The organism is Peribacillus sp. AS_2, from assembly GCF_026891895.1.
Lineage (GTDB): Bacteria > Bacillota > Bacilli > Bacillales > DSM-1321 > Peribacillus > Peribacillus frigoritolerans.
Window position 1 is genome coordinate 34,917 of record NZ_JAPTGA010000020.1, and the last position, 24,982, is coordinate 59,898.

Below are 24,982 nucleotides of genomic sequence, written 5' to 3' on the forward strand. Positions count from 1 at the left end.
ATCTGCCTTTATAATTTACAAATATAATCACCTAGTGTTTTCGAGAGCTTTACATTTTCCGAATAATCGACATCCACATCAATCAAGACAATTTCCTGACTCGAAAGCGCTTCTTCTAATGCAGGTAGCAATTCATCGGAGTGGGTTACTTTCACACCTTTAACTCCAAAACTTTTTGCGAACCCTAAAAAGTCTGGATCTGTGAATTCAATGGCATTCGTACGATCAAATTTATTCAATTGTTTCCACTCAATTAGGCCGTATTTTGAATCATGGAAAATGACGATCACGAAGGCAAGACCTAGACGTTTTGCCGTTGCCAATTCAACTCCATTCATCAGGAATCCGCCATCCCCAGTAACTGCAATAACAGGTTTATCAGGCTTTGCCAATTTGGCTGCAATTGCGCCGGGAATGGCAATTCCCATCGATGCAAAGCCATTAGAAATAATTGTGTGATTAGGGATTTCCGGCTGATACATCCGGGCAATCCATAATTTATGGGCACCCACATCCGAAATGACAATGGCTTCACCCTTTTCCGCCCTTTTCAAATCGGCAATGATTCGCTGAGGGATGATAGGGCTTCCTGATACATCATCCGAAGAATGAAATTTTTCAATGATTTGGGACCTTAACCTTTTCACTTCTGGCCAAAGTTCTTTTTTTGCTACACCAGTCGTCAAGGCTTCAAGTGCCTCCGTAACGTTCCCGACCAATTCTGCTTGAACCGGGTAATAAGCATCAATCTCGGCAGGTCGTGCATCAATATGAATAATCGGATTCATTGCCTCATCGTTCCAATACTTTGGCAAATACTCGACGAAATCATACCCGACGGTGATAATAAGATCGGCCAAATCAAATCCGCATAGAACATAATCCCTTGCTTGCATCCCTACTGTAAAAAGGGACAATGGATGGTCGGAAGGTAAAACTCCTTTAGCCATGAATGAATTCACAACGGGAATTTGCTTCTCTTCTGCAAATTTCCGCAAAACCTCAGAAGCTCCATCGCGGATCACGCCATTACCAGCTAGAATGATAGGCTTTTTAGCGCGATTTATTAATTCGAAGGCTTTTTTGATTTCTTCCTCGGCTGGGCGGGATCTAGGCATTGGTGTAACCGGAAGAGCTTCCCCTTCAGTATCCATCATCGCCACATCTTCCGGAAGTTCTATATGAACAGCTCCCGGCTTTTCAATGACAGCCGTTTTAAATGCTTTACGGATAATTTCCGGAATCGTATGCGGCACCTTAATTTGTTGATTCCATTTCGTTACTTCCTCGAAAACGCCAATAATGTCCACATATTGATGCGACTCTTTATGAATGCGATCAAGGCCCGCCTGACCTGTAATCGCGACAACAGGGGAATAATCCAGATAAGCACTTCCTATCCCTGTCAATAAATTGGTTGCACCCGGTCCCAATGTGCCCAAGCAGACGCCTGGCTTTCCAGTTAGCCGGCCATAGATGTCTGCCATAAAAGCTGCAGCTTGTTCATGATGAACCAAGATAAATTCAATATCTGAGCTTATTAGAGAATCAATAAGATCCGTATTTTCCTCACCAGGTATCCCAAAAATATATTGTACCCCTTCATTCTCTAAACATCTTACAAACAAATCAGATGCCTTCAAATTATTCCCTCCTCGACCATTTCAATTTCTTTCCTTATATGTTGGCTTTGCCCCCAAGAAATTATGTACTTGCGTGTATTAAAAACCATTTCGAGCATTTGCGTCTCTAAACTAGGAGGGGGAATATGGAAGTCGGAATGGTTTCGTGAAAAAAAACATTTCTGCAGTTTGATAAAAAGTGCTTAAGCATGGTATAAGTGTAAAGGAAGCAGGGACATTCTGCTTTTTAATTTTGGGAAAAGGGGTTAGCCTGGTACCCCATAATGAAAGGATTGGAATTTTAATATGATAGATAATTTTTGGCGTGATCTACCACGACCTTTTTTTATACTGGCACCAATGGAAGATGTGACGGATGTAGTTTTTCGCCATGTAGTGAGTGAAGCAGCCAGACCTGATGTGTTTTTTACAGAGTTTACAAACACGGAGAGTTATTGTCACCCAGAGGGCATCCGCAGTGTGCGTGGGCGTTTGACTTTTACAGAGGACGAACAACCAATTGTAGCCCATATATGGGGGGATAAGCCTGAATACTTTCGGCAAATGAGCATAGGTATGGCGGAACTGGGCTTTCGGGGTGTGGATATCAATATGGGCTGTCCTGTACCTAATGTGACACAGAATGGGAAGGGAAGTGGCCTTATCCGTCGTCCAGAAGTTGCAGCAGAATTGATACAAGCAGCAAAAGCAGGAGGATTGCCCGTAAGTGTAAAGACAAGGCTTGGTTACACGGATGTAGACGAATGGCACGACTGGCTAACACACATACTGAAACAGGACATTGTTAATCTTTCCATTCATTTGCGTACAAGAAATGAAATGAGTAAAGTAGATGCTCATTGGGAACTAATCCCGGAGATTAAGAAACTTCGTGACCAGGTGGCACCAGATACGCTCTTGACGATCAATGGAGATATCCCTGACCGTCAAACTGGCTTAAAGCTCGCTCATCAATACGGTATTGATGGGGTTATGATTGGGCGTGGTATTTTCAATAATCCATTTGCCTTTGAAAAGGAGACGAAGGATCATAGCAGTAAGGAATTGCTTGATCTCTTAAGGTTGCATCTGGATCTCCATGATAAATATTCAAAATTGGAGCTACGTTCGTTCAAGGCTCTTCATCGCTTTTTTAAGATATATGTCCGTGGGTTTCGAGGGGCAAGTGAATTAAGAAATCAATTAATGAACACTAAGTCAACAGATGAAGCGCGTGCTTTGCTCGAAAACTTTGTGTCAAATAATCTCGATGGAGTGGGGGAACTGTAGAAATGTCCCCATTCATGGTAAAAGTGAAGTAGGACGTTTAACTGTTTTGCCCCAAAAGCTTTTTACTAAGCTGTTAATTGAAAAATGTGAAGGCGGTATTGAACCGCACCATTCCCGCAAATTTTTGCTTTCTATGTTTGTTATTATAGTAATCTATATTGGGTTATGACAAATAAAAGCAAGTTACCGGGGAAAATCATTATGTCTTCTATATTTTTAGACATACAGCAAAAAAAAAGATGAACCTAAGGCTCAAATCCTTGTAATAACAGGGGGTTGGGCTTTTTTATTTTGTCCAACTAGATGCGTTTTGTTCAACATTAGTGATTTTCTCACATCTTTGCGGGGACTTCTTAGGGCCGTTGTAGAAAAAATAAGCCACTTCATCATCATATGGGCTAATGCTCTCCCTCCAAGAGGTCAGTTTAATCCATAATGTGTTTTTAGTATTAGGTGGCGTTTATTAAAGTGTGAATTAAACGGCTTGACAATATACCCCTATAGGTATAATATGAACTCACGAGTAAAACGTGCAAACTCACGAGTAAAATGCCTAAACTCACGAGTAAAACGTGCAAATTCACGAGTAAAACGCGAAAACTCACGAGTAAAACGTGCAAACTCACGAGTAAAACGTGCAAACTCATGAGTAAAGTGCGCAAACTCACGAGTAAAATACCCAAACTCACGAGAAAATGATTAAATTCACAATAATTGCTTCGGAAGAAGTGATCTTGGGACTGAGCTCCTTAATCGGAAATGGAATTAATGTAATCAGTTATGATATTAACGATTGTAAATAGATGGGGGGCGGAGTATGGAGTATGATAAAAGTGTCATTAATCGCTTGAAGCGGATTGAAGGACAAATCAAGGGTGTTCTTGGAATGATGGAGCAGGGAAAAGATTGCAGGGAAATCGTCACTCAGTTGTCGGCTGCGCGAAGTGCCATCGATAGGACCATGGGTGTTATCGTAAGTGCCAATCTTGAGCAATGCGTTCGGGAAAACGTCGAGAATGGAGAGAGCACTGATCATCTAGTCAAGGAAGCGGTTAATTTACTGATAAAAAGCAGGTAAAAGAATTGACCTGAACTGTTGAAAAAGGAGTGTTATTCATGTCTTATATTTTACAAGTGGATTTTAAAATGAAGGGACCTTTCGGCAACGAAATGGTAAAAGAATTTACAGATTTAGCAAAAAGCATTAATAGTGAAGAAGGCTTGATTTGGAAGATTTGGACCGAAGACAGTGAGGCAAAGGAAGCAGGCGGCATTTATCTGTTTGAAACGAAGGAATCCGCATGTAAGTACTTGACGATGCATACAGCTCGGTTAAATGGGTTTGGTATAGAGAAGGTTAATGGAAAAATTTTCGAAGTAAATGAAGGGCTGACTTCAATCAATCATGGTCCAAGCAAATAAAGATAACCATTTATTTTAGTGAAGTGGGTTGACGCACTATATTTTTTAGCATAATATATACCCCGTAGGGTATTTAAAGGTAAAAATGAAATTTCATCAGGGGGAAGCATAATGACTGAAAAGAAAAAAACGACGATCATTTTATTTAGTGGTGATTATGATAAGGCAATGGCTGCTTATATCATTGCAAATGGGGCGGCGGCTTACGATCATGAAGTGACCATCTTCCATACGTTCTGGGGATTGAATGCTTTAAGGAAGGATGAGCCGATTTCATTAAAAAAAGGATTTCTTGAAAAAATGTTTGCGAAAATGATGCCGCGTGGTTCTGATAAAATGGGTCTATCAAATATGAACTTTGCTGGGATGGGTCCCAAAATGATCAAACACGTGATGAAAAAGCATAACGCCATGTCACTCCCAAATTTAATTGAGTTGGCTCAGGAACAAGAAATCAAATTGATAGCCTGTACGATGACAATGGATTTATTGGGTTTACAGCAAGAGGAGTTATTGGATGGAATTGAGTATGCAGGTGTTGCGGCTTATTTAGCTGAAGCAGAGGATGGAAATGTAAACTTATTTATATAAATTTGGGTACCGGAGGGATGGGTCCATTGGGAACTATATTTAACCTCATCATATTAGGTTTCATTGTTTGGTTTTTATATCAGCGCTTTGTCCCTGTAAAGGGGATAAAAAATATAAATGCGGCAGAGCTAAAAGCTGTGTTGAAAAATAAGGGAAATAAGCAGTTGATTGATGTCCGTACTCCTAATGAATATAGGGGCAATCACATAAAGGATTTTAAAAACATTCCTTTAAACGAACTTGGCAAAAGGGCACAGGAACTGTCAAAAGATAAAGAAGTGGTTGTAATCTGCCAAAGCGGGATGAGGAGCAGTAATGCGAGTAAAGCATTGAAAAAACTTGGATTTAAAGAAGTCACTAACGTAAAAGGCGGCATGAGTTCTTGGCGCGAATAAAAGGAGGTTCTTATAAAGGTGAAAAAAATTTTACCGAATGAAGTGAACGCATTATTGAAGGGGAACTCCCCAGTCCACATCATTGATGTACGGGAGGCCGATGAAGTAAAAGCAGGGAAAATACCAAATGCTGTGAACATCCCGTTGGGTCTGGTGGAATTTAGAATGCAGGATTTGGATAAATCAAAAGAGTATATCATGGTTTGCCGGTCAGGGGGCAGAAGTTCAAGGGCAGCACAATTACTTGAGGATCATGGATATAAAGTGTTGAACATGATGGGTGGTATGAATGAATGGGAAGGTCCCACAGAAAAATTTTAAATTCAAATATACCCCCATACCTATAATAGAAGGAGGAAATAAAATGATAAAAACAAATTCCGTTTTGAATGCAAAAGGTTTAGCCTGTCCAATGCCAATCGTAAAAACGAAAAAAGCCATGAATAAGCTGGAAGCGGGGGAAGTACTGGAAGTTCAAGCAACTGATAAAGGGTCAACCGCCGATATGAAGGCCTGGGCGGAAAGTTCAGGTCACCAATACTTGGGAACGGTTGAAGAAGGAACGACACTAAAACATTATCTTCGGAAAGCAAGCGGAGAAGAAACAGAAGTGAAGAAGCATGAAAAAATCATTTCCAATGAAGAACTTATACAAGTGATGGAAGAAAATAGAAATATGGTCATCCTGGATGTACGAGAATCCGCAGAATATGCTTTTAATCACATTCCAGGAGCAAGATCCCTTCCAATGGGTGAATTGGAACAACGTATGGGTGAACTGGATATAGAGTCAGAGATTTTCGTGATTTGCCGTACAGGCAGCCGGAGTGATCTTGCTGCACAAAAACTGACCGGTGCTGGATTTGAACAGGTATGCAATGTTGTACCCGGCATGAGCCAATGGAACGGTCCTTCCCAAAAATCCATGAATGAATAAAACTATAAAATGGAGGAATAGATCATGACTAACAAAGTAGCCATAATCGCAAGTAATGGTGGTTTATTTGATGCATATAAAGTGTTTAACATCGCAACTGCAGCGGCAGCAACAGATCAAGAAGTGGCCATTTTCTTTACTTTCGAAGGTTTGAACTTAATTCATAAAGACGCGAATGGAAAACTTCCTCTGCCTGAGGGTAAGGAGCATTTTGCCGAAGGGTTTAAAAAGGCCAATGTTCCTTCCATTCCTGAGTTAGTTACTATGGCACAGGAAATGGACGTCAAGTTTATTGGGTGTCAAATGACCATGGACGTATTGGGCATGGAAAAAGAAGCTTTCGTTGATGGAATCGAAGTAGGTGGAGCGGTCACATTTTTGGAGTTCGCGAAAGATGCTGATGTTACATTAACCTTTTAATAAGGAAAATTTTTTTGAAAACATAAATACTACAGGGGGTATATGATATGACTTTTAAGCAAATGACAGCTGCTGAAGTTTCAAAGAAAGTGATCAATAAAACCGACTTATTTATTTTGGATGTTCGAAATGAAAGTGACTTTAATGATTGGAAAATTGAAGGGCAGAATTTCGAATTCCTTAATATCCCTTACTTTGATCTACTGGATGGCGTGGAAGAAATTCTCGATCAAATCCCGGCCAATAAAGAAATCCTGGTAGTATGTGCAAAGGAAGGCTCATCCGTCATGGTAGCTGAAATGTTATCTGAAGCTGGATTGAATGTTTTTTATTTAATGGGCGGCATGAAAGCATGGAGTGAACACTTGGAACCAGTGAGGATAGGCGAATTGACAAATGGTGCCGAAATTTATCAATTTGTTCGACTTGGTAAAGGCTGTTTATCTTACATGGTCGTTTCCAATGGGGAAGCAGCCGTTATTGATTCCGCAAGAATGATAGATGCCTATCTTGATTTCGCAGATGATATCGGGGTTAAGATTACACATGTTCTGGATACTCACTTACATGCCGATCACATTTCAGGTGGAAGACGAATCGCGGAAGCAACAAATGCAGCTTACTGGCTGCCGCCAAAAGATGCGGCTGAAGTAACTTTTGAATATCAGCCATTAGAAAGCGGGAACGTGATAACGATCGGTCATACAGCGATTGATATCCAAGCATTATACTCCCCGGGACATACCATTGGATCAACTTCATTTGTGGTGGATCAAAAATACTTGCTAAGCGGGGATATACTATTCATCGATTCCATTGGCAGACCGGACTTAGCTGGTTTGGCTGAGGATTGGGTAGGGGACTTGAGAGAAACACTGTATACACGTTATAAAGAATTATCAGAAGAGTTAATTGTATTGCCATCACATTTCATGATCATCGATGAATTGAATGAAGATGGAAGTGTCGCTAAAAAGTTGGGTTCCCTATTTGCTGAAAATCACGGATTGAACATAGCGGATGAAACGGAATTCAGAGAGCTGGTAACAGGTAATTTACCGCCTCAGCCAAACGCCTATCAAGAAATTCGCGAAACCAATATGGGGAAAATCGAACCCGATAATGAAAAACAGCGCGAAATGGAAATTGGACCAAATCGCTGTGCGGTTCGCTAATACCGATAAAAATAGAAACCAAGAAAATAGGAGAGATGAAATATGAATGCAGATAAAGTACTAGATGCTAAGGGACTGGCATGTCCAATGCCAATCGTCAAAACGAGAAAAGCGATGAATGATTTGCAAACCGGGCAAGTGCTGGAAATACATGTAACCGATAAAGGAGCTAAAGCAGACTTAGCCGCTTGGTCAAAATCCGGTGGCCATGAGCTGATGGAAACAGCAGAAGAAAATGATATACTGAAATTTTGGATCAGAAAAGGTTGATAAAGAGAGGGGAACCATTTGGTTTCCCTTCTTTTAAGGGAGGCACTTACAATGGATATAACCTTTATCATTACCATCTTTTTGATTGGTTTTATAGGTTCATACGTTTCAGGGATGCTCGGCATCGGCGGTTCGATAATAAATTATCCAATGCTGCTGTATATTCCCCCAATCTTTGGTTTAGCGGCATTTAGTGCCCATGATGTGACAGGCATAAGCGCTGTACAAGTCTTATTCGCCTCCATCGGAGGTATATGGAGCTATCGTAATAGCGGACATTTAAATAAAACGCTTATTCTCTATATGGGGATCAGTGTGTTGATCGGAAGCGTGGTTGGAAGTTTTGGATCACAAACGATGTCGGAAAACGGTGTGAATATCGTCTATGGCATCTTGGCGTTGATAGCGGCTGTCATGATGTTCATTCCGAAGAAAGGGATAGATGATATTCCTGTGGATCAAGTTACCTTTAATAAATGGCTTGCGGCCATCCTGGCATTAATCGTTGGTTTAGGCGCCGGGATAGTCGGTGCCGGAGGGGGCTTTCTATTAGTTCCCATCATGCTTATCGTTTTAAGAATTCCAACAAGGGTCACGATTGCGTCTTCATTAGCAATCACATTCATTTCATCCATTGGTGCAACAGCAGGGAAAATATCAACGGGTCAAGTTGACTTCTATCCGGCGTTGATCATGGTTGTAGCTAGCTTAATAGCCTCTCCGCTAGGGGCAATGGCCGGTAAAAAAATGAATGTAAAAGTGCTGCAAGTCATACTGGCTCTATTGATTTTAGCGACGGCTGTAAAAACTTGGGCGGGGATCATGTCCTGAGTTTTGACACGGAAGGGAGCAGTTGTGAAAAGTTCTATCGTTAAAGAATTGTTCACAATAGGCCACACTAATGGTTCCTTTTCCTCCATCACTTTTTTTTCTCGTACGGACTTTGTTAATAGAAAAAGCTGACTGTTGAAAGTCAGCTTTTCCTTATTCGGCCGTTTATAAATAATTAAAAGATTACCGCTAAAATAAACCAAACAATCATCAATAATTGAAGTAATACTTTGGCTAAGCTGCCGCCTAAAAAACCGATGATCGTTGCAAACCCAACTTTAGTAGCCTTCATTATATCTTTTTGAATGATTAATTCCGAAATGAGGACTGCTAAAAATGGTACGAGAATTATTCCAAAAGGAGGAAAGACAAATGAACCAACAATCGTGGCAATAGCTGCTATTGTCTCGGATGTTTTTGACCCACCATACTTTTTAACAAAATAACTGTTTGCGATAATGTCTGCCGCGATTAATACACCGCTCAACACAACCATACTGATCCAGAACCATAACGATAACTCATCAGGATTAATGAGGAATTGATAAACTGCAAATCCTCCCCAAATGGCAACTACCGAAGGAATAATAGGATAGATAATTCCTACAAAACTTAAAGCAAATAAGACGATCGTTAACCCCCACCATAAAATATCCAATGAAACTCCACCTTTTCATACTTACTTTTTCAAATATCTATTAAATTATATTTCTATTTAGGGACAAACACCATTTATTCTTTTTTTGTATATTCGAATCCCGCATAGGTCATCAACTACCAAAGGAACAAATCTTGATAGTAGATGCCTCGAGATGGCTACACAATTGTGTGAGTGGCGTACTCGCGACCTGTTGACTAAGCCATACACATAAAGCAATTAATTCTTGTGTTTGATATTTACTTTTATGTTGAACAAAACCAACTTCTTTAGCTAATTGTTGTAGAGAAGACGGAGATAAGTAGTTTTGAAGTACTTGAGAAAAGAGATTCATTTCGTCTGAAACAGAAAAACTCATAGAAAACGCCATCCTTCCTGTATATTTCTACAAAAAGAATAGCGTTTTTTTCGTGATGATGATACAAATTCACCTTAGCTTAATGGCCATGCGAGGACCCCTAAAATAGTAAAATATCGACTAATGTATCATTATGGATGGTATACTATTTTTTAAATATATTTCCAAATTATGAGGAGGTTATTCAATTGAAAAAGGTACGGAATGGAATATGGATGTTTGTTACACTCGTTCTCATGCTATCTTTACTTCCAGAAATGCCTGTTAAGGCGGCAGCCGATCCGATCATTAAGGTTAAATTAAAAGGCTATCTTGGTAATAAATCCGAGATTACCGTCGAACCGGAAGTCACATACACTACGAATCTAGCAAATGTAAAACTAGAATCGAACAAGAAGTATACGTTGAGGGTCAGTGGTACGGACATTGTTGTTCTGACAGATTCAAAAGTAATAGGCAAAGCTTCTGAGATTGAAGTGCAACCTGAAACAGGGAACGGTCCACTTTCGATTAATGGGCGTACATACTTAGGTAGTTTACGTTTTATTATGGAAGATGGGAAATTCATCCGTCCATATAACTCAATTGGTCTTGAAGATTATTTAAAAGGGGTTGTTCCAGCTGAAATGCCGGCTTTATGGAATCAGGAAGCCTTAAAGGCACAGGCTGTTGCGGCAAGAACCTATGCGATGAGCTACATCAATAGAACGCCCGATGACACAATGAGTTACCAGGTATATGGTGGCTACACTTGGCACGAAAACTCAACAAAAGCTGTTAAAGCAACAGAAGGTCAGGTCATCGGTTATGGTGAAAAACTACATATAGGTTCAGATGCTCTTTTTTCCTCTAGCAATGGAGGGAAAACCGAGTCCAACAATAATGTCTGGGTTGGTACAGAGCTACCATATTTAATGGTCAAAGACGATCCATATGATCCGCAAACTGTGTGGAGTTTTAGTGTAAAAAAGCAACAAATAGACCTTACAAATTTAGATTTGACAAAAGCAGATACATGGTGGGCTAATACCAAGGAAGCTGAACAAACACCAGTAATTTCTAATATAAGAGCTTGGCTACAGAAAAATGGATATACCGGCAAAGACATTAAAATAACGGCTGTCCCTCATCTTTCCCTTCACGCACTAACAAGTGGCGGCAGGGTGAGTAAGGGAAGTATTACGATTGAATTTATGGTGAAAGAAAAGGAGAAAGCGCTACAGCAAAGTGTAATATTAGAAGATGTAACGGCTTCAAAAATTAGAGACATTATCGGTCTGAGCTTCATGAAAAGCTTTTTAGTAGATAAAGTGGATACTGCAAGGGATGTAATTAACGTTTCAGGCAAGGGCTACGGCCATGGTGTCGGACTAAGTCAGTATGGCGCGAAAAAGGCTGGCGAACAGGGACATACGTATCGCGAGATTCTTGCTTTCTATTATGAAGGGACAAGCTTAAAACAAGCTTATGAGCCAGAACCTGAGGAAGTAGAACCAGTAAAGCCGGAACCGGCACCTGTCATTCCAACGCCAATCCCAACACCAGTTCCAGACCCTGCACCTAAAGATGAAACAGCACCTACGATTAAAGATATAAAAACGTATTACGATACTAAAACTAAACAAGTCAAACTAACCTTTGATACAAATGAAAAAGCGAAGGTGACAGTGGAAGTTAAGGATGAAAAAGAGCATGTCGTCGCTACTCTTGTCAAAGGGGACGAAAAACTGTCAGGATCGCAATTAGCCATTTGGGATGCACCAGAAGTAAGTAACGGTTCATACACCTTTGAAGTTAGAGTGATTGATAGTAGTAATAATGCAAGTTCAGCATCTGTTCCATTTTCATTAACAAAGCCTGACACAACGGCTCCAGTTATTAAAAATACAAATACCTCATATGACTCAAAAACGAATAAAGTTTTCCTGAAGTATGAGATCAATGAAAAATCAAAGGTTACCGTTCAAGTAAAAGACGCAAAAGGCAAAATCTTAGCTACCCCAATCAATAATACAGAGAAAAATGCCGGTGTCCAATGGACATCGTGGGATGTATCGAAGGTTTCGAACGGTAAGTACTCATTTGAAATTGCAACAATCGACAGCAATCAAAATAAAAGCTCGGCAACGGTTCCATTTACATTAACAAAACCCGATACAACGGCACCTTCCATTAAAAATATAAAAACCTCATATAATTCAACAACAAATAATGTTGCTTTGAAGTATGAGATTAATGAAAAGGCGAAGGTAACCGTTCAAGTAAAAGATGCAAAAGGCAAAACCGTGGCGACACTGACCAGTAACGCTACAAAAAATGCCGGTGTCCAAAGTGCATTATGGAATGTATCAAAGATATCGGACGATAAGTATACGTTTACCATTACAGCGATTGATCCAAGCAAGAACAAACGTACAACGACGGCTTCCTACACATTAAACAAACCGGCAGCGAAGAATATGACTGGTAAGGTCAATGCTACGAAGTTGAATGTCCGTTCCAAACCAACCACATCAGGGAAAGTTCTTGGCTCTTTGAAGAAAAACCAAATCGTTACCGTAATTAATAAGAGCAGCTCTTGGTACAAAATTCAGTATGGTAATGGAACAGGCTATGTGTACGCAAAATACCTAACGAACGTCCGATAACGAAATCAATCAGTGAAAAGCCCTAATTAAATTTATAGAGCACTGAAAAAGACCATGATTTTTTAAAAGTCATGGTCTTTTTCTATAAATTTCATTTCCGATAAGTAAATTCAGTCTGAAACAGCCCCTTATTGGGGTCCCCACAGCATCGCCATTAAGATAAAAAATAAAACACCCCAAAACAAAAAAAGAGCTACTTTTTCTGTAAAATCAATAGAACAAAGAATTTTTTCGTTATGGGGATACATATTTATCTTAGCTTGATGGGCATGGGGTCCTACCAGCAAAACGCGGAAAACATACGTTAAGGGAAATTTGTCTATAAATCTATACCAAAAACGGTTCTCGAACAACTATTTTGGTTATTTGTTTTTGGTTTTTCTTTTGGTCATAGAAAATTCTCAAAAACAAGGGTTTATGGTAGTGGTACCGTCAGGAAAATATCCTTTGCGTATGTTTTCAGCGAAATGTTGGTGGTACGCCAAGATGAAGAAATCACTGAAGGAATGGTGCAAATTTCTATGTTGAATTGCATAAACTATGAAGTTCTGAATTAAATATATCTCCATTTTTGGAAAAGATTGTTTTCGTCTGAAATGTTATTTTGAGAGAAACTATTAATGATTATATTATTATTTCTATTACTCGCAATTGGTATAAAATTTGCACTTAACCTAAATGTCAGGAATTGCTCTTAAATAATCCTTGATAATTCTCTAATTTAATTATTGAGAGGAGGAATTAATATGAATTCACAACAAAAAAGCTGATGTTTATTTTTCAAGTATGCTTTTACAGGTCTTATTGATCAAGTTTAACCTGCTTTATTCACGATAAACATGAGGAGATGTCCCGATTATCAATCAGTTGGTATGGGACAGCGAGGGGAAAAAGAAGTTTTTCAGTTAGATCTAAGAAAATGGACGTGCACTATGTTTTTGGAACATGAGCGTAAATGACATGGAGTAACATGATGACGCTCTCACTTTTCAAATGTTAGCTTCAAAACTGATCATGCACTATTAAGACAAAATAACAAAAATCTTTTGATGGTGAAAGATTTGTCTAAAAGAATTGTCATCATAAGAGATAAAAAGTGAAGGATGAACTGGTTATTCGAAGCGTTTTCCAAGAACTGAGATAGGACTCTATCTGAATGATAAAATAATTTTTTCTTTCATTTTCTATTCTACTAATCTGATAAATGAAAGATATTAATCTAAAAGGAGATATTTATATAGTTGATTGAAAAAATCAGTACCAATACTTGTTTTCTTTTTCATACGATAGAAATTCTTGGCACATAGTTAGAGCTATAGTGAATGCACATAATTAAATTAGGATGTGAATACTATGAACAGTATCATACGTAATTCCAAACTTACATTTTTGATTACAATTCTTTTGCCTGTGTTGATAGTTTTAAATGCTTGTACAAATCAAACAGACGTAACTGAGGAAAAAGATAAAGAAATAGCTAGTGAGGCATCTAAGGAAAAGGCGACACTTGTACTTAAAAACGGTATTATACATACCGTGGATGAAGCTAAATCTACAGCTGAAGCGATAGCATCCAAAGATGGTGAAATTATCTTTATTGGAAGTATCAAAGATGTGGAAAAATATGTTGGGGACGACACACAGGTCATTGACCTAAAAGGTAAGATGGTTTCCCCTGGCTTTATGGATGGTCATATTCATCCTCCTGGCCTATGGATCTCTAAGCTATTTGCAGTAGATCTTTCAAAACTAAAAAGTCATAAAGAATATATTCAGGCTGTCGCTAATTTTAGAAAGAACAACCCTGATGCCAAAATCATTACAGGTACAGGATGGCTAAATGGACAGTATGAACAACCAGATGGTACAAACCCAGGCCCAAAGAAAGAGGATTTGGATGCTGTTGTTTCCGATATTCCAGTAATCCTTAATTCTATCGATGGCCATTCTGTATGGGTAAACTCCAAGGCACTTGAGATGGCAGGTATAACCAAAGATACAAAGGATTCAGAGGTTCCAAAAGGTGGTATGATTGAACGTAATCCAGACGGATCTCCCCGAGGAGTATTACGTGAAGGGGCAACTGATTTGCTCGCTGTTGTACGGAGTTTGTTTGAGATTAGTGAGGAGCAGTATAGAGAGGCTTTCTTAGCAATTCAGGAAGAAATGCATAGTTTCGGTATCACTGGAATCATGAACATGTCCGGTAGCGAAATGAGTTTGAAAGTAATGAATCAGCTGGAAAAAGAAGGTAAATTGACTTTGCGAGTTGCGACTGCAATTACCTTCGATCCAGGGACCCAGCCAGATAAAGCTGTAAAAACGATTTTAGATGCTCGTCAAAAGTACAACTCCGATTGGTTGAAAGTCAATACCGTAAAACTGTTTGCCGATGGTGTAACCGAAGGTAAGACTGCACTATTCGTTGATCCATATACAAAGAACGCTGGTATGGGACATAACCACCATGGTGAAGCGAATTGGGAGGTTAAAGAATTTAATCATATGGTTTCCACATTGGACAAAGAAGATATACAGGTGCATTTTCACGCTATCGGTGATGGAGCTGTGAAAATGAGTCTCAATTCCATTGAGAAGGCTATTAAAGCTAACGGTAAACGTGATTCCCGTCATACTATTACTCATATTTCATCTATCCAAGATAGTGACATAAACCGTATGGCCGAAATGGGAGTCATTGCAAGCATGCAACCCTTCTGGTTTTATAAGGATCAATACTATGAGTTGGAAAAGTCAATGATAGGTGAGAAGCGTGCACTGGCAATGTACCCAACCCGAAAGATGTGGGATACCGGGGTAACTATTGCTAGTAGTAGTGACTATTCTCCGACTCCCGATTACCGTCCACTTAACGCTATAGAAACTGGAGTCACTAGAAATAGTCCATATCCAAAAGAACAGGATTCCGATTTAGTTCGTAATTCTTCTCAGGCTCTCACTGTTGAGGAAATGGTTCATTCTTTTACAAAAAATGTGGCTTACCAGATTTTCCGTAATGACCTAGGTAGTCTTAAGGTTGGCAATAAGGCTGATTTTGTAGTTCTTGAAAAGAATATTACCAAAATTGAGCCAAAAGACATCTCTGAGACTCCAGTGGTCTACACTATTGTTGACGGAAAGATTGTTTACAAAGGAAAATAAAAACCAATCTTAAAATATATTGATTGTATATTTCCCAAAACTCGTCGAAACATTTAATGAGACATTTAAGCATCAGAATACACCTGAAAATATGAATGCCTATTTGGAAAGGGCATTTAACTTAAAACAATTAGAAAAAGATTTACGCACCTTTTAGTAAAATAAGTTCAGCCAGATATTTTTGGTTTTGTTATTGATGTGAAGTTGTGAAACCTTTCACTTAAACTAACGGGTGCGTTCGTATTATAAGGTTAGCCAGTTTTTACTGGTTGACCTTTTTTTAATAGAATCTAATATATCAGTAGCCAAGGTAGGACGTACGGGTGCATGGGACTTGATCCCGTGAACTAAACTGTCCGCCCCCTACTTGTAGAAACATGTTAGAGGCTGGTTGGGACGCAGATCTCGAATAACAAGCGAAGCTATGACACTACATGGAGGACTAGGGGTACTGGTTAGTAAGTAGAGGAGGAAAAAACAATGAATCCAGTTGTTGGTCTGGATGTGGCAAAAGGAGAGAGCCAAGTTCAGGCATTTTTAGATCAATCTAAACCGTATGGGAAGAGCTTTCCAATGAAGCATATCAAAGAGGAGTTAGATCATTTTTTACAATTTCTAAAAGAAATTGAAGAGGTGACAGGGCAAATGCCTATGGTCATTTTAGAATCTACAGGGCATGAGTTCTATATATCTTACTAAATCCGATTATTTCTTATCAGGCAAAGAAGTCCAGCTTACGGAAGGTGAAAACGGACGCTATCGATGCGTACCAGTTGTGTGTGCTGTATTACAAAGAGGATTTAGAACCTCATAAAATTAGAGGAATTCAGCTATTAGACCTTCGGAATTTGTCCAGACAACAGGAAATCGTAACGAATATGTAGTGGAAGCCACACTTCAGTTTCACACCATTTTAGATCAAATGTTTCCTGAATACAGGAAGGTTTTTGGTGATCTATATTCAAGGGTTTCTTTATTGATATTAAAGGAATATCCCACTTCAGAGGCGGTATTAACAGCTGGGGAAAGTAAACTAGCAGAGAGTGTTATAGAGTTCTGTCCTAGCCGATTTGTCAATGGGCATGGGAAAAAGCAAAAAAAATAATGGACTCCGCGTCTCGAAATCCATTTCAAATAAACGTGTATCAAAGTCACGTAATCAATCTTCGTATGTATATTGAGTTGCTTTTTCATTACCAGGGAGACCTCTCTGAGTTGGAAGATCGTATAGTGGTCCTGGCAAATGAACTAGAAGAATATAAGATCATCCAATCGATTCCCGGTATCGGAGAAAAAATCGCAGCCACGATTATCTCTGAAATTGGTGAAATCGATCGGTTTAATCACCCGAAAAAACTAGTTGCCTTCGCTGGAGTAGATCCAAGTGTTCACTCATCAGGTAAGTTTACGGCAACCATTAATCGTATTACTAAAAGAGGTTCGAGCAGACTACGTCATTCTCTGTATCTTGCCGTACTATGTGGCATAAGAAGTTCAAGGAACAAAAAGCTCAAAGCCTACTATGATAAGAAAAAATCAGAAGGAAAACCGGCCAAAGTGTCAATCGTTGCATACGCTCTTCTATTAAAGAGAAAAGAAATGTACCTAGATTTAGCCTGATTAACGGTTTTGTGAAACAGAGAAACATCCTTCCAAAAGGGGGTTGGAGGGTTATTTGTCATGGTCAAAAATAGTATATCATAAGGGAAATGAAAATTTTAGAGAAAGAAATTGACATCCTATTAGCTGGTTTAGTTCATTAACAGGGGTTGCTGCGGCAGCCTTTTTCTTATGGCACTAACGGGGCAGGTTAGTTCAGGAATACATGTCGTTAAATATGGTAAAATGAGTAAAAAAGGAGGGGCGATATGAAGGTGGTTCTTCAAGCAATTATAGGTTCAATTTCAATTCATGTAATCTATTTAGTCGTTATGATGTTAGTTGGTTATATAAAAACAAAAAACTATAAACCAGATATTGAGAGTGCATGGGATAAAGTAGAAACCCTTCAAAACGAGGTAGTGTTTGGGAGTTACGCCTCCTCATTTTAATGTATTATCCTTTTTGGGATTATCCGTAATATGTGGAATTGTAATTTTATCGTATGAAAAGTTAATGAACTAAAGTGGCAGGTTTGTTAAAGAAGAAATGATAATAATGTGGTTTGGTTGAATTTATAGAATTATAAAGAAATTTTCATTGCATCTGTAATCATATAAAGTGGTATTATTTGGTTGTGAAGTGTGTAACATTTTACCAATAACGAGTTTGTTCAGATAAAGATTGAAGTAATTCTTTAAGGAAAAAGGTGAGTGAATGACCAGTTGGAAGAATCCTATTCTTTTAATATCAGGAATAGGGATTTCATATTTAGGAAATTGGATTTACTTAATTGCACTTAATATTTCGATATTAAACTTAACTGGCTCTGCAACAGCAGTTGCGGGGCTATATATTTTAAGGCCTATTGCCGTATTAATCACTAATACGTGGTCTGGGAGTGTCATTGATCGTGTTAATAAACGAAGATTAATGATTTCTATTGATATTATAAGAGGTGCCTTAATATTTGTGATTCCTTTCATATCATCATTATGGACTATATATACAGTCCTTTTATTGATTAATATTGCCGGTTCATTCTTTGGTCCAAGTTCATCCGTCTACATAACAAAGCTGGTACCTCCTGTAAATCGAAAACGATTTAATTCGATTATGAGTTTGGCCAGCTCCGGTGCATTTTTATTAGGCCCAGCTATTTCAGGGATACTTATTATGTATGTAGGGACAGATATATGCATTGTAATTAATGCGATTACTTTTATAATTTGTGCATTTTTCATCTATCTTCTTCCTGACGTTGATGAAGATCTAGATAATATAAGAGAACCAGTTCAGTGGAAAACTCTAATAAATGATTGGAATGCAGTTAGGGAATTTACTAAGATTGCAAAGTTCTTTGTATCAGTTTATTTATTGTTTCAATGTGCAATGCTAATTGGCTTTGCACTAGATTCACAAGAGGTTACTTTTATTAAACAGCACTTGGAGTTGTCTGATAGAGATTATGGCGTAATTGTAAGTATTACTGGTATTGGGGCATTGGGAGGAGCTACTGTCGCCGCCGTTGTATCTAAGAAGTTGCAACTAAGGTTATTTATAGGTGCTGGAATGTTACTGACATCAATAGGATATGTTTTGTTTTATGCATCTTTTAACTTTATAACCGCAACATTGGCATTTGTATTTTTAGGCTTCTTTATGGCATTTGCGAATGCAGGATATGCTACCTTTTTTCAAAGTAATGTACCAGTAGCAATTATGGGAAGGTTCGGTAGTATTGCAGATATGGTTCAAGGCATCATTCAAATTGGATTGACACTGCTCTTAGGGTTAACAATAGAATGGTTTTCATTACAAGTTGTTTGTATTATTTTTACTATTGTCGGAGCAATTCTTGCAACGGTACTTTTCATTACCGTATTTATTCCTTCAAAGGCTGGTTATTTTGAAGAAAATAAAAAATCAATTACTGGCTAAAAAGACAATTCTTAAAATATCTTAATCAACTAACAGGTGCGTTAGCTGAAGATCGGAGCTGCCTTTAAGGCAACTTTTTATTATGGAACTATCGGGGCAGGATAGTTGGAAAATATAGGTTAGTAAAGTTATACTCTTAAACATAAACTGAATTCACCGGAGGGGAAATATGGAATTGTTTATTGGAATAGCTCTTATACTTATTGTATTTTTTTCATCAAGTATTATTGAAAAAAGGTTAAAGAATATAGAAAAACAGAACAATCGTGTAATAGAAATTTTAGAAGAAATTAGAGATAAGAAATAAACGTTCCTTAACTAACAGGTTTCTCTTTGGGAACTATCGGGGCAGGTTAGTTGACTAACAATAATTCACAAATGCATGTTCGGATGATAATCTATATATAAATTGAGGGGGAATAAGGTTATGGAAAAAGTTGATTACGTTGAGTTAAAACATTTTTCGAATGAATATTTTGATGTATTAAATTCATTTGAACTCCCTGAAGAACAAGTGCAATTCACTGCATTACCAAACAAGATTTTAGAGGCGACAGAAGGGCAACATCGGATTGTTATTTTAAGTGAGAATGAACCTGTAGGTTTCTTTTTATTACATTCAACTGAACGAGTAAAGGAGTATTCAGATAATCCGAAAGCTATGTTGTTAACTGCATTATCTGTTAATCATGCGAAGCAAGGAAAAGGTTATGCTAAACAAGGTATGCTCTTACTAAGTGATTTTGTTAAATCTGAATTTCCTAACTGTGATGAAATCGTTTTAGTTGTAAATCATAAAAATCTTCCTGCCCAGCAACTGTATTTGAAAGTGGGTTTTCAAGATACTGGCAAGAGAAAAATAGGACCAATTGGTGAACAGTTTATAATGAATTTATCGGTGTAAAATACATAGTGCTTAATGAACTAACGGGTGCGTTAGCTGAAGATCGGAGCTGTCTTTAAGACAGCTTCTTATGGAACTAACGGGGCAGGTTAGTTTAGGATAAACCAAGCAAACATAATTAAAAAGAAAAAGCTAAAGACCAGTATAGGCTTTAGCTTTTTCTTAATTCTTTATATTTTTTCCCCCACTCACCCATACTATCTAGTATAGGAATAAAACTTTTCCCTAAAGATGTTAGCGAATATTCTACCTTTGGAGGAACTTCTTTATATACTTCTCGGTGAACCATTTGGTCTTCTTCTAATTCTCTCAACTGACGTGTTAGTATTCCTTTTGAAATGTCAGGTAATAACCTTTGAAGTTCATTAAATCTTCTTGTCTGTCTGCTTAAATGCCATAAGATGATGATTTTCCATTTTCCTGCAATTATGTCTTGAGTTTCTGTTACTGGACAGACCTCTATTTGGTCCTCAGGAGGTTCACCGAACCTACTTCGTGCCATAATGAATACCTCTCTTTCTTATAGGTACTATTTTTGTGACTATGTTATAAAAAAGTGACTACTTTTAAAAAGACATCTAATACTATAATATTAGATTAAGCTTAGTAATCCAATAAAAAGATATTAAATAACTGGAGGTTATTTTAAATGAAACATCTTGTTGTTTATGCACATCCATACGCTGACAGCTTAAATCACTCTATTATGGAAACAACAGTCAATGCATTAAAGAAAAATGGTCACGAAGTTGTTGTCCGTGATTTATATGCACTTGATTTTCAACCTGTACTAAAACCAGAAGATACAGCAGCTATGAAAGCAGGAAAAACTCCTGATGATATTAAAACTGAACAAGAATTTATTGCTGAAGCAGACGTAATAACCTTTATTTACCCTATTTGGTGGACAGGTCTTCCAGCTATTCTTAAAGGATATGTAGACCGAGTATTTGCATTTGGGTTTGCTTATTCTGCTGGACCAGAAGGTGTAATCAAGTTATTAGAAGGTAAAAAAGGTTTTATCATCAATACACATGGTACTCCTAATGAGGTTTACGATGAAATCGGTATGACAGCAGGTTTGAAAGTCACTTCCGACATTGGGATATGGGATTTTACTGGAATTGAACCTATGGGCCATTTGCTATTCGGAAGTATTGGATACCTTGATGAAGAAGCATATAAAGGTATGTTAAAGAAAGTTGAAGATACAATTAATTCCGATTTCTCATAAACACATACAAAAATAATAAAAGACTACTCATAACTGGGTAGTCTTTTATTATTTTTGAAAGGTTATTATTCCACTAACGGGTGCGTTAGCTGAAGATCGGAGCTGTCTTTAAGGCAGCTCTTTTCTTATGGCACTAACGGGGCAGGATAGTGGTAGAAGAAGGAATCAGGTGTTAAGAAGAGAAAAAGGTAGCAATAAATATAAAATTAAATACTTGAGGAGAAAAGGATGGCTCATAATGGGATAGTTTTAGTAGCTAGTGTATCAATATTCAGAGATGATGAAGTATTAATAATTAGAGAAAATAAACCAACTGCTATTGATAAGTGGAACTTTCCGAGTGGACGCATTGAATATGGTGAAGACATTCTCTATTCAGCTCGTAGGGAGGTAAAAGAGGAAACAGGCTTTGATGTAAAAATTAATGGTACAACTGGTGTATATAATTTTATCAGTAGTACAAATAATCAAGTTATTCTATTTCATTTTACTGGTAAGGTTAATGGTGGTTCATTAAATCTTGAAGAAGATGAAATTTTAGACAGTAGATGGATTAATTTGAATGACCTTGTGAAATTTGATAATGAAGAACTACGTGAACCAAGGGTACTAAAGCAAATAATAGATAACTTATTAAAAGAGGAGGTACATTCAATTAGTATTTATAATGAACAACTAGTTACATAATTCTTATTAAGCTAACTAATAGGTTCATTACTTCATTACTAGGAGCTGATCGTACCTCCTTTTCTTATGCTGTTAAAAGAGTAGCATTCCTGTAATGAATGAAAATGAGTTTTGAGCACATCTTTCTTATTAAATTAAACAAAACCAGCTAAGATTGTGATTTAATACACTTAAACTAACGGGTGCGTTAGCGCCATAAGAATGCCGCCATTTGGCGGCATTTTGAACGTGCGATTTTTTACATTATCATACATTCAAAACAGAGAAAAAAATACCCTTGTTCAACTATTGGAGCAGTGTAAGAAGGAACAACTAAGCAATTTTGTATAGTGCTTCATTTCTTTGTTTATTCTAATAAAGAAAAAAATGGTGGTGAAATAGAATGAGTCTTTTAGACAAATTATTTGGAAAATCCACTAAGGAGGAAGAACCAATGACAAATGAAAAACTAAAAATAGGAATTATTTTAGGTAGTACACGCCAAGGTCGAGTTAGCCCTCAAGTTGGAGAATGGGTAAACGGTATTGCAAATAAACGAGGAGATGCAGAGTATGAAATTGTAGATATTGCGGACTTCAATTTGCCGTTTGTATTTACAACTTCTGGAGATGAACCCGGTTTAAAATCTTGGTCGGAAAAGCTAACTTCTTTAGATGGTTTTGTATTCATTGCTGCAGAATATAATCACAGCATAACTGGTGCATTAAAAAACGCATTGGATTCAGCTCGTGATGAATGGAATAATAAAGCAGCTGGAATTGTTAGCTATGGTTCTACAGGTGGTGCTCGTGCTGCTGAACATTTACGTGGAATCTGTGGAGAATTACAAATAGCAGATGTTAGGGTTCACCCCACTTTATCTCTATTTACAGATTTCGAAAACGGAACTGATTTCAAACCTGCTGATTTACACCTTAATAATGTTAATGCGATGCTTGACCAAGTTATTGCTTGGAGTGGTGCATTAAAAACTTTGCGATAAATCAATAGCAAATAAAGTGAAATGTGAGAGGGATGAAAGTTATCCCTCTTTTTGTTTTATTGCAATCCTTTTCATATTAGACTAACGCAGGGTGCGTTAGCGCCATAAGAAGGCTGCCAATTGGTGGCGTGATCTAATTAAAGATAGAACCACCGAGGGACGTAAAAGGACTAAGGCACAGGGTAAACATATGGGACGTAAAGGGAAGGACGAGAAGGACGTTAAGAAGGCATTAAATCTGTATGATAAAAGAGAATCTAACGGTTTAAGCGTTAATGATATAGCTAAAATGACTGGCGTTCCACGTTCCACTATTTACGCTAAAGTGAAAGAGATGACTAGCAAATAGCTAATCGTGTTTTTTAACTTTAAATTATTTAAAGGGTGATTTTAAGCGTCTACTAACTGTACTAATTGGTGTAATACAGTAATCTTACATGTAAGAGAATAGTTAACATAAGCATTGAAAAAAGGATCTTCAAATCGAAGACCCTTTCTCAGTGCTTATTTAGTTAATGGTATTTTAATATCATCACCAACTTCAAGAATACTATCTTGGCGATCCTTAACCGGAGCAAAAATCATAATATATTCGTCCTCTGCGCCCTCTACTTCACCCTTACTAAAAACTGGATTAACTTTTTCACCAGCAGATTTCAAGAATACACCAGATTTTTTATCATCAACGATATAACCGTCTTCTTTATCAACTTTCCTTGCATTAAGAAATTTATCTTCTAATTTGCTCATTACTCTGTATTGCATTCCACTTTCATTTTTTAGGAGTTTTGTGTCAGATCCAGTAACAACTACTCTTGTTTCAAATGCTGAAAACTCTATCTGCTTAATCTTGTATGTTTCGTTTTCAAACGTGAATTCTCTATTTATTTCTACGGTTTCTCTTTTTGAGACGGCAGATTGATCGAGTTTAAAATCGAATGGCCATGTCGTTTGTACACTGTCCCTCCCACTGTCATTCCAAATTGTCAAATTTTCGATTTCTAAACGAATGTCTTGGCCTTCATATTTTTTGATTGATTCAAAGGATAAGGCTTCAGCCATCTTATTTTCTTTACTATCGTAATAATTACTTCCCCATCCCACATTGTCTAACTTCTTTCGTTCATCTCCAACAATCAAGTAGATTGAACTTACACCCTCAAAAAGGTCGATATAATGTTTTTTTAAATTTGTTTTTTCACTTTGATAGGTCAGTAACAGTTTTGTTTCCTTTTCATCCGTCAACACCCTGTTAAAATGCACTGTTATGTCATGTTTTTTATCATAAAATGTTTGATCAAGAACTTGGCCATGTCCTAGTTTAATTGCCGCCTTAACACCTGTATCATCAATATGTTTGCTCAAAAATATTTTATCGTCGTTCTTAACTGTTTCAGCTTGTGAATTAACACTCTCAGTAGTAGAATTTTGTGTTTTGGAGCCACAAGCTGATAGTATCAATAACATTAATAAAAAAGTAATTAATATTTTTTTAGACATCTAATTTTCTCCTTTTTATAAGGGATGTCCAATTTCAACAAATGAAAATGCACAATACCCTTTCTTTATTTGTTGTATTTTACGTTACTGGTATTTAGAAAAGAATAAGGCATCAGAGATGGAAAAAGCATGTATTCTGTTCGAAAAAATCTTTGGGAAACGAACCTATTCTATTAGTACAACAGTGCTGTTTGATGTTTGTTCAACAATTGGGTCGATAATAGAATAACAATTGGAATTTAATTGGATATTTTCGTGAATAAACCTTTTTGCTGCAACTTAAGTATAGATCTTTCCCTCCTCAACTCTTTCAATGGAATTCATTTCATATTTTCTTTTTTTTACTATAAGAAAAC

24 protein-coding genes and 3 pseudogenes are annotated in these 24,982 nt (G+C 37.5%); 22 read left to right on the forward strand and 5 right to left on the reverse strand.

The features are described 5' to 3' along the window. Positions 1-8: 8 nt before the first annotated feature. Positions 9-1,643: an acetolactate synthase large subunit gene (locus tag OTG27_RS24005; RefSeq protein ID WP_268938361.1), complete on the reverse strand. Its 1,635-nt coding sequence runs from the start codon at positions 1,641-1,643 to the stop codon at positions 9-11. A gap of 285 nt (positions 1,644-1,928) precedes the next feature. On the opposite strand from OTG27_RS24005, the gene OTG27_RS24010 reads away from it, so the two are divergent. The 11 genes from OTG27_RS24010 to OTG27_RS24060 all read left to right on the forward strand — a co-directional run bounded on the left by OTG27_RS24010 (position 1,929) and on the right by OTG27_RS24060 (position 8,953). Further along, entirely contained in the window at positions 1,929-2,912 is a 984-nt protein-coding gene (locus tag OTG27_RS24010; protein WP_098936091.1) for a tRNA dihydrouridine synthase, read from the forward strand. An 817-nt stretch (positions 2,913-3,729) separates the two neighbouring features. Further along, positions 3,730-3,990, forward strand: a complete 261-nt coding sequence (locus OTG27_RS24015; protein ID WP_268938362.1) for a metal-sensitive transcriptional regulator — start codon at positions 3,730-3,732, stop codon at positions 3,988-3,990. A 38-nt stretch (positions 3,991-4,028) separates the two neighbouring features. Continuing rightward, on the forward strand, positions 4,029-4,334 hold the full coding sequence (locus tag OTG27_RS24020; RefSeq protein ID WP_268938363.1) for a monooxygenase: 306 nt from the start codon (positions 4,029-4,031) through the stop codon (positions 4,332-4,334). Between the two features lie 111 nt (positions 4,335-4,445). Then, entirely contained in the window at positions 4,446-4,925 is a 480-nt protein-coding gene (locus tag OTG27_RS24025; protein ID WP_048687705.1) for a DsrE/DsrF/DrsH-like family protein, read from the forward strand. A gap of 26 nt (positions 4,926-4,951) precedes the next feature. Then, positions 4,952-5,320 carry a rhodanese-like domain-containing protein gene (locus tag OTG27_RS24030; RefSeq protein WP_268938364.1) on the forward strand — a complete coding sequence of 123 codons (369 nt, stop codon included), beginning with the start codon at positions 4,952-4,954 and terminating at the stop codon, positions 5,318-5,320. Between the two features lie 18 nt (positions 5,321-5,338). Continuing rightward, entirely contained in the window at positions 5,339-5,641 is a 303-nt protein-coding gene (locus OTG27_RS24035; protein WP_063576599.1) for a rhodanese-like domain-containing protein, read from the forward strand. Positions 5,642-5,684: 43 nt separating this feature from the next. Further along, on the forward strand, positions 5,685-6,257 hold the full coding sequence (locus tag OTG27_RS24040; protein WP_268938365.1) for a sulfurtransferase TusA family protein: 573 nt from the start codon (positions 5,685-5,687) through the stop codon (positions 6,255-6,257). Between the two features lie 24 nt (positions 6,258-6,281). Next, entirely contained in the window at positions 6,282-6,677 is a 396-nt protein-coding gene (locus OTG27_RS24045) for a DsrE/DsrF/DrsH-like family protein (RefSeq protein ID WP_098186535.1), read from the forward strand. A gap of 47 nt (positions 6,678-6,724) precedes the next feature. Further along, the gene (locus OTG27_RS24050) at positions 6,725-7,852 is read left to right on the forward strand and encodes an MBL fold metallo-hydrolase (RefSeq protein WP_268938366.1); all 1,128 of its coding nucleotides are present in this window, start codon (positions 6,725-6,727) and stop codon (positions 7,850-7,852) included. A gap of 42 nt (positions 7,853-7,894) precedes the next feature. Next, positions 7,895-8,122, forward strand: a complete 228-nt coding sequence (locus OTG27_RS24055; protein WP_034312794.1) for a sulfurtransferase TusA family protein — start codon at positions 7,895-7,897, stop codon at positions 8,120-8,122. Between the two features lie 51 nt (positions 8,123-8,173). Beyond that, positions 8,174-8,953 carry a sulfite exporter TauE/SafE family protein gene (locus OTG27_RS24060; protein WP_268938367.1) on the forward strand — a complete coding sequence of 260 codons (780 nt, stop codon included), beginning with the start codon at positions 8,174-8,176 and terminating at the stop codon, positions 8,951-8,953. 175 nt (positions 8,954-9,128) lie between these two features. On the opposite strand, the gene OTG27_RS24065 is transcribed toward OTG27_RS24060, so the two are convergent. After that, entirely contained in the window at positions 9,129-9,611 is a 483-nt protein-coding gene (locus tag OTG27_RS24065) for a DUF456 domain-containing protein (protein ID WP_145506061.1), read from the reverse strand. A gap of 139 nt (positions 9,612-9,750) precedes the next feature. Continuing rightward, a pseudogene (locus tag OTG27_RS24070) lies at positions 9,751-9,969 on the reverse strand (IS4 family transposase); the annotation flags it as partial. Between the two features lie 188 nt (positions 9,970-10,157). Here OTG27_RS24070 and OTG27_RS24075 point away from each other — a divergent pair. From OTG27_RS24075 to OTG27_RS24105, 7 genes and pseudogenes are all read left to right on the forward strand, one after another. Further along, complete coding sequence (locus tag OTG27_RS24075; protein WP_268938368.1) at positions 10,158-12,617, forward strand: SpoIID/LytB domain-containing protein; 2,460 nt, start codon at positions 10,158-10,160, stop codon at positions 12,615-12,617. 1,353 nt (positions 12,618-13,970) lie between these two features. After that, the gene (locus tag OTG27_RS24080) at positions 13,971-15,779 is read left to right on the forward strand and encodes an amidohydrolase (RefSeq protein WP_268938369.1); all 1,809 of its coding nucleotides are present in this window, start codon (positions 13,971-13,973) and stop codon (positions 15,777-15,779) included. Positions 15,780-16,259: 480 nt separating this feature from the next. Further along, positions 16,260-17,399: pseudogene (locus OTG27_RS24085) on the forward strand (IS110 family RNA-guided transposase). Between the two features lie 248 nt (positions 17,400-17,647). Beyond that, positions 17,648-17,830, forward strand: coding sequence for a hypothetical protein (locus OTG27_RS24090; protein ID WP_268938370.1), 183 nt, complete (start codon positions 17,648-17,650; stop codon positions 17,828-17,830). A 265-nt stretch (positions 17,831-18,095) separates the two neighbouring features. Next, the gene (locus tag OTG27_RS24095; RefSeq protein WP_268938371.1) at positions 18,096-19,319 is read left to right on the forward strand and encodes an MFS transporter; all 1,224 of its coding nucleotides are present in this window, start codon (positions 18,096-18,098) and stop codon (positions 19,317-19,319) included. Positions 19,320-19,488: 169 nt separating this feature from the next. Further along, positions 19,489-19,626: a hypothetical protein gene (locus OTG27_RS24100; protein WP_187049253.1), complete on the forward strand. Its 138-nt coding sequence runs from the start codon at positions 19,489-19,491 to the stop codon at positions 19,624-19,626. 120 nt (positions 19,627-19,746) lie between these two features. Next, a complete protein-coding gene (locus tag OTG27_RS24105; RefSeq protein WP_268938372.1) occupies positions 19,747-20,223 on the forward strand; it encodes a GNAT family N-acetyltransferase in 477 nt (158 codons plus the stop codon). Positions 20,224-20,374: 151 nt separating this feature from the next. Here OTG27_RS24105 and OTG27_RS24110 read toward each other — a convergent pair whose 3' ends face one another. Continuing rightward, on the reverse strand, positions 20,375-20,725 hold the full coding sequence (locus OTG27_RS24110; RefSeq protein ID WP_063576571.1) for a winged helix-turn-helix transcriptional regulator: 351 nt from the start codon (positions 20,723-20,725) through the stop codon (positions 20,375-20,377). A gap of 147 nt (positions 20,726-20,872) precedes the next feature. On the opposite strand from OTG27_RS24110, the gene OTG27_RS24115 reads away from it, so the two are divergent. The 4 genes and pseudogenes from OTG27_RS24115 to OTG27_RS24130 all read left to right on the forward strand — a co-directional run. After that, positions 20,873-21,457 (forward strand): NAD(P)H-dependent oxidoreductase, encoded by a 585-nt coding sequence (locus tag OTG27_RS24115; protein WP_145506055.1) that lies wholly within the window; start codon positions 20,873-20,875, stop codon positions 21,455-21,457. A gap of 228 nt (positions 21,458-21,685) precedes the next feature. Further along, positions 21,686-22,144: an NUDIX hydrolase gene (locus OTG27_RS24120; protein WP_268938373.1), complete on the forward strand. Its 459-nt coding sequence runs from the start codon at positions 21,686-21,688 to the stop codon at positions 22,142-22,144. Positions 22,145-22,526: 382 nt separating this feature from the next. After that, positions 22,527-23,126, forward strand: coding sequence for an NADPH-dependent FMN reductase (locus tag OTG27_RS24125; RefSeq protein WP_268938374.1), 600 nt, complete (start codon positions 22,527-22,529; stop codon positions 23,124-23,126). Positions 23,127-23,241: 115 nt separating this feature from the next. Then, a pseudogene (locus OTG27_RS24130) lies at positions 23,242-23,475 on the forward strand (recombinase family protein); the annotation flags it as partial. Between the two features lie 155 nt (positions 23,476-23,630). On the opposite strand, the gene OTG27_RS24135 reads toward OTG27_RS24130, so the two are convergent. Further along, entirely contained in the window at positions 23,631-24,626 is a 996-nt protein-coding gene (locus tag OTG27_RS24135) for a hypothetical protein (protein WP_098865479.1), read from the reverse strand. Between the last annotated feature and the right edge of the window lie 356 nt (positions 24,627-24,982).

What these genes read in the sequence shown, in the direction of transcription:
- OTG27_RS24110 (WP_063576571.1), bottom strand. Translation starts at nt 20,725, where the DNA reads ATGGCACGAAGTAGGTTCGGTGAACCTCCTGAGGACCAAATAGAGGTC.
- OTG27_RS24090 (WP_268938370.1), top strand. Translation starts at nt 17,648, where the DNA reads ATGAAGGTGGTTCTTCAAGCAATTATAGGTTCAATTTCAATTCATGTA.
- OTG27_RS24020 (WP_268938363.1), top strand. Translation starts at nt 4,029, where the DNA reads ATGTCTTATATTTTACAAGTGGATTTTAAAATGAAGGGACCTTTCGGC.
- OTG27_RS24125 (WP_268938374.1), top strand. Translation starts at nt 22,527, where the DNA reads ATGAGTCTTTTAGACAAATTATTTGGAAAATCCACTAAGGAGGAAGAA.
- OTG27_RS24135 (WP_098865479.1), bottom strand. Translation starts at nt 24,626, where the DNA reads ATGTCTAAAAAAATATTAATTACTTTTTTATTAATGTTATTGATACTA.
- OTG27_RS24050 (WP_268938366.1), top strand. Translation starts at nt 6,725, where the DNA reads ATGACTTTTAAGCAAATGACAGCTGCTGAAGTTTCAAAGAAAGTGATC.
- OTG27_RS24105 (WP_268938372.1), top strand. Translation starts at nt 19,747, where the DNA reads ATGGAAAAAGTTGATTACGTTGAGTTAAAACATTTTTCGAATGAATAT.
- OTG27_RS24060 (WP_268938367.1), top strand. Translation starts at nt 8,174, where the DNA reads ATGGATATAACCTTTATCATTACCATCTTTTTGATTGGTTTTATAGGT.
- OTG27_RS24015 (WP_268938362.1), top strand. Translation starts at nt 3,730, where the DNA reads ATGGAGTATGATAAAAGTGTCATTAATCGCTTGAAGCGGATTGAAGGA.
- OTG27_RS24045 (WP_098186535.1), top strand. Translation starts at nt 6,282, where the DNA reads ATGACTAACAAAGTAGCCATAATCGCAAGTAATGGTGGTTTATTTGAT.
- OTG27_RS24025 (WP_048687705.1), top strand. Translation starts at nt 4,446, where the DNA reads ATGACTGAAAAGAAAAAAACGACGATCATTTTATTTAGTGGTGATTAT.
- OTG27_RS24080 (WP_268938369.1), top strand. Translation starts at nt 13,971, where the DNA reads ATGAACAGTATCATACGTAATTCCAAACTTACATTTTTGATTACAATT.
- OTG27_RS24100 (WP_187049253.1), top strand. Translation starts at nt 19,489, where the DNA reads ATGGAATTGTTTATTGGAATAGCTCTTATACTTATTGTATTTTTTTCA.
- OTG27_RS24095 (WP_268938371.1), top strand. Translation starts at nt 18,096, where the DNA reads ATGACCAGTTGGAAGAATCCTATTCTTTTAATATCAGGAATAGGGATT.
- OTG27_RS24120 (WP_268938373.1), top strand. Translation starts at nt 21,686, where the DNA reads ATGGCTCATAATGGGATAGTTTTAGTAGCTAGTGTATCAATATTCAGA.
- OTG27_RS24055 (WP_034312794.1), top strand. Translation starts at nt 7,895, where the DNA reads ATGAATGCAGATAAAGTACTAGATGCTAAGGGACTGGCATGTCCAATG.
- OTG27_RS24040 (WP_268938365.1), top strand. Translation starts at nt 5,685, where the DNA reads ATGATAAAAACAAATTCCGTTTTGAATGCAAAAGGTTTAGCCTGTCCA.
- OTG27_RS24115 (WP_145506055.1), top strand. Translation starts at nt 20,873, where the DNA reads ATGAAACATCTTGTTGTTTATGCACATCCATACGCTGACAGCTTAAAT.
- OTG27_RS24010 (WP_098936091.1), top strand. Translation starts at nt 1,929, where the DNA reads ATGATAGATAATTTTTGGCGTGATCTACCACGACCTTTTTTTATACTG.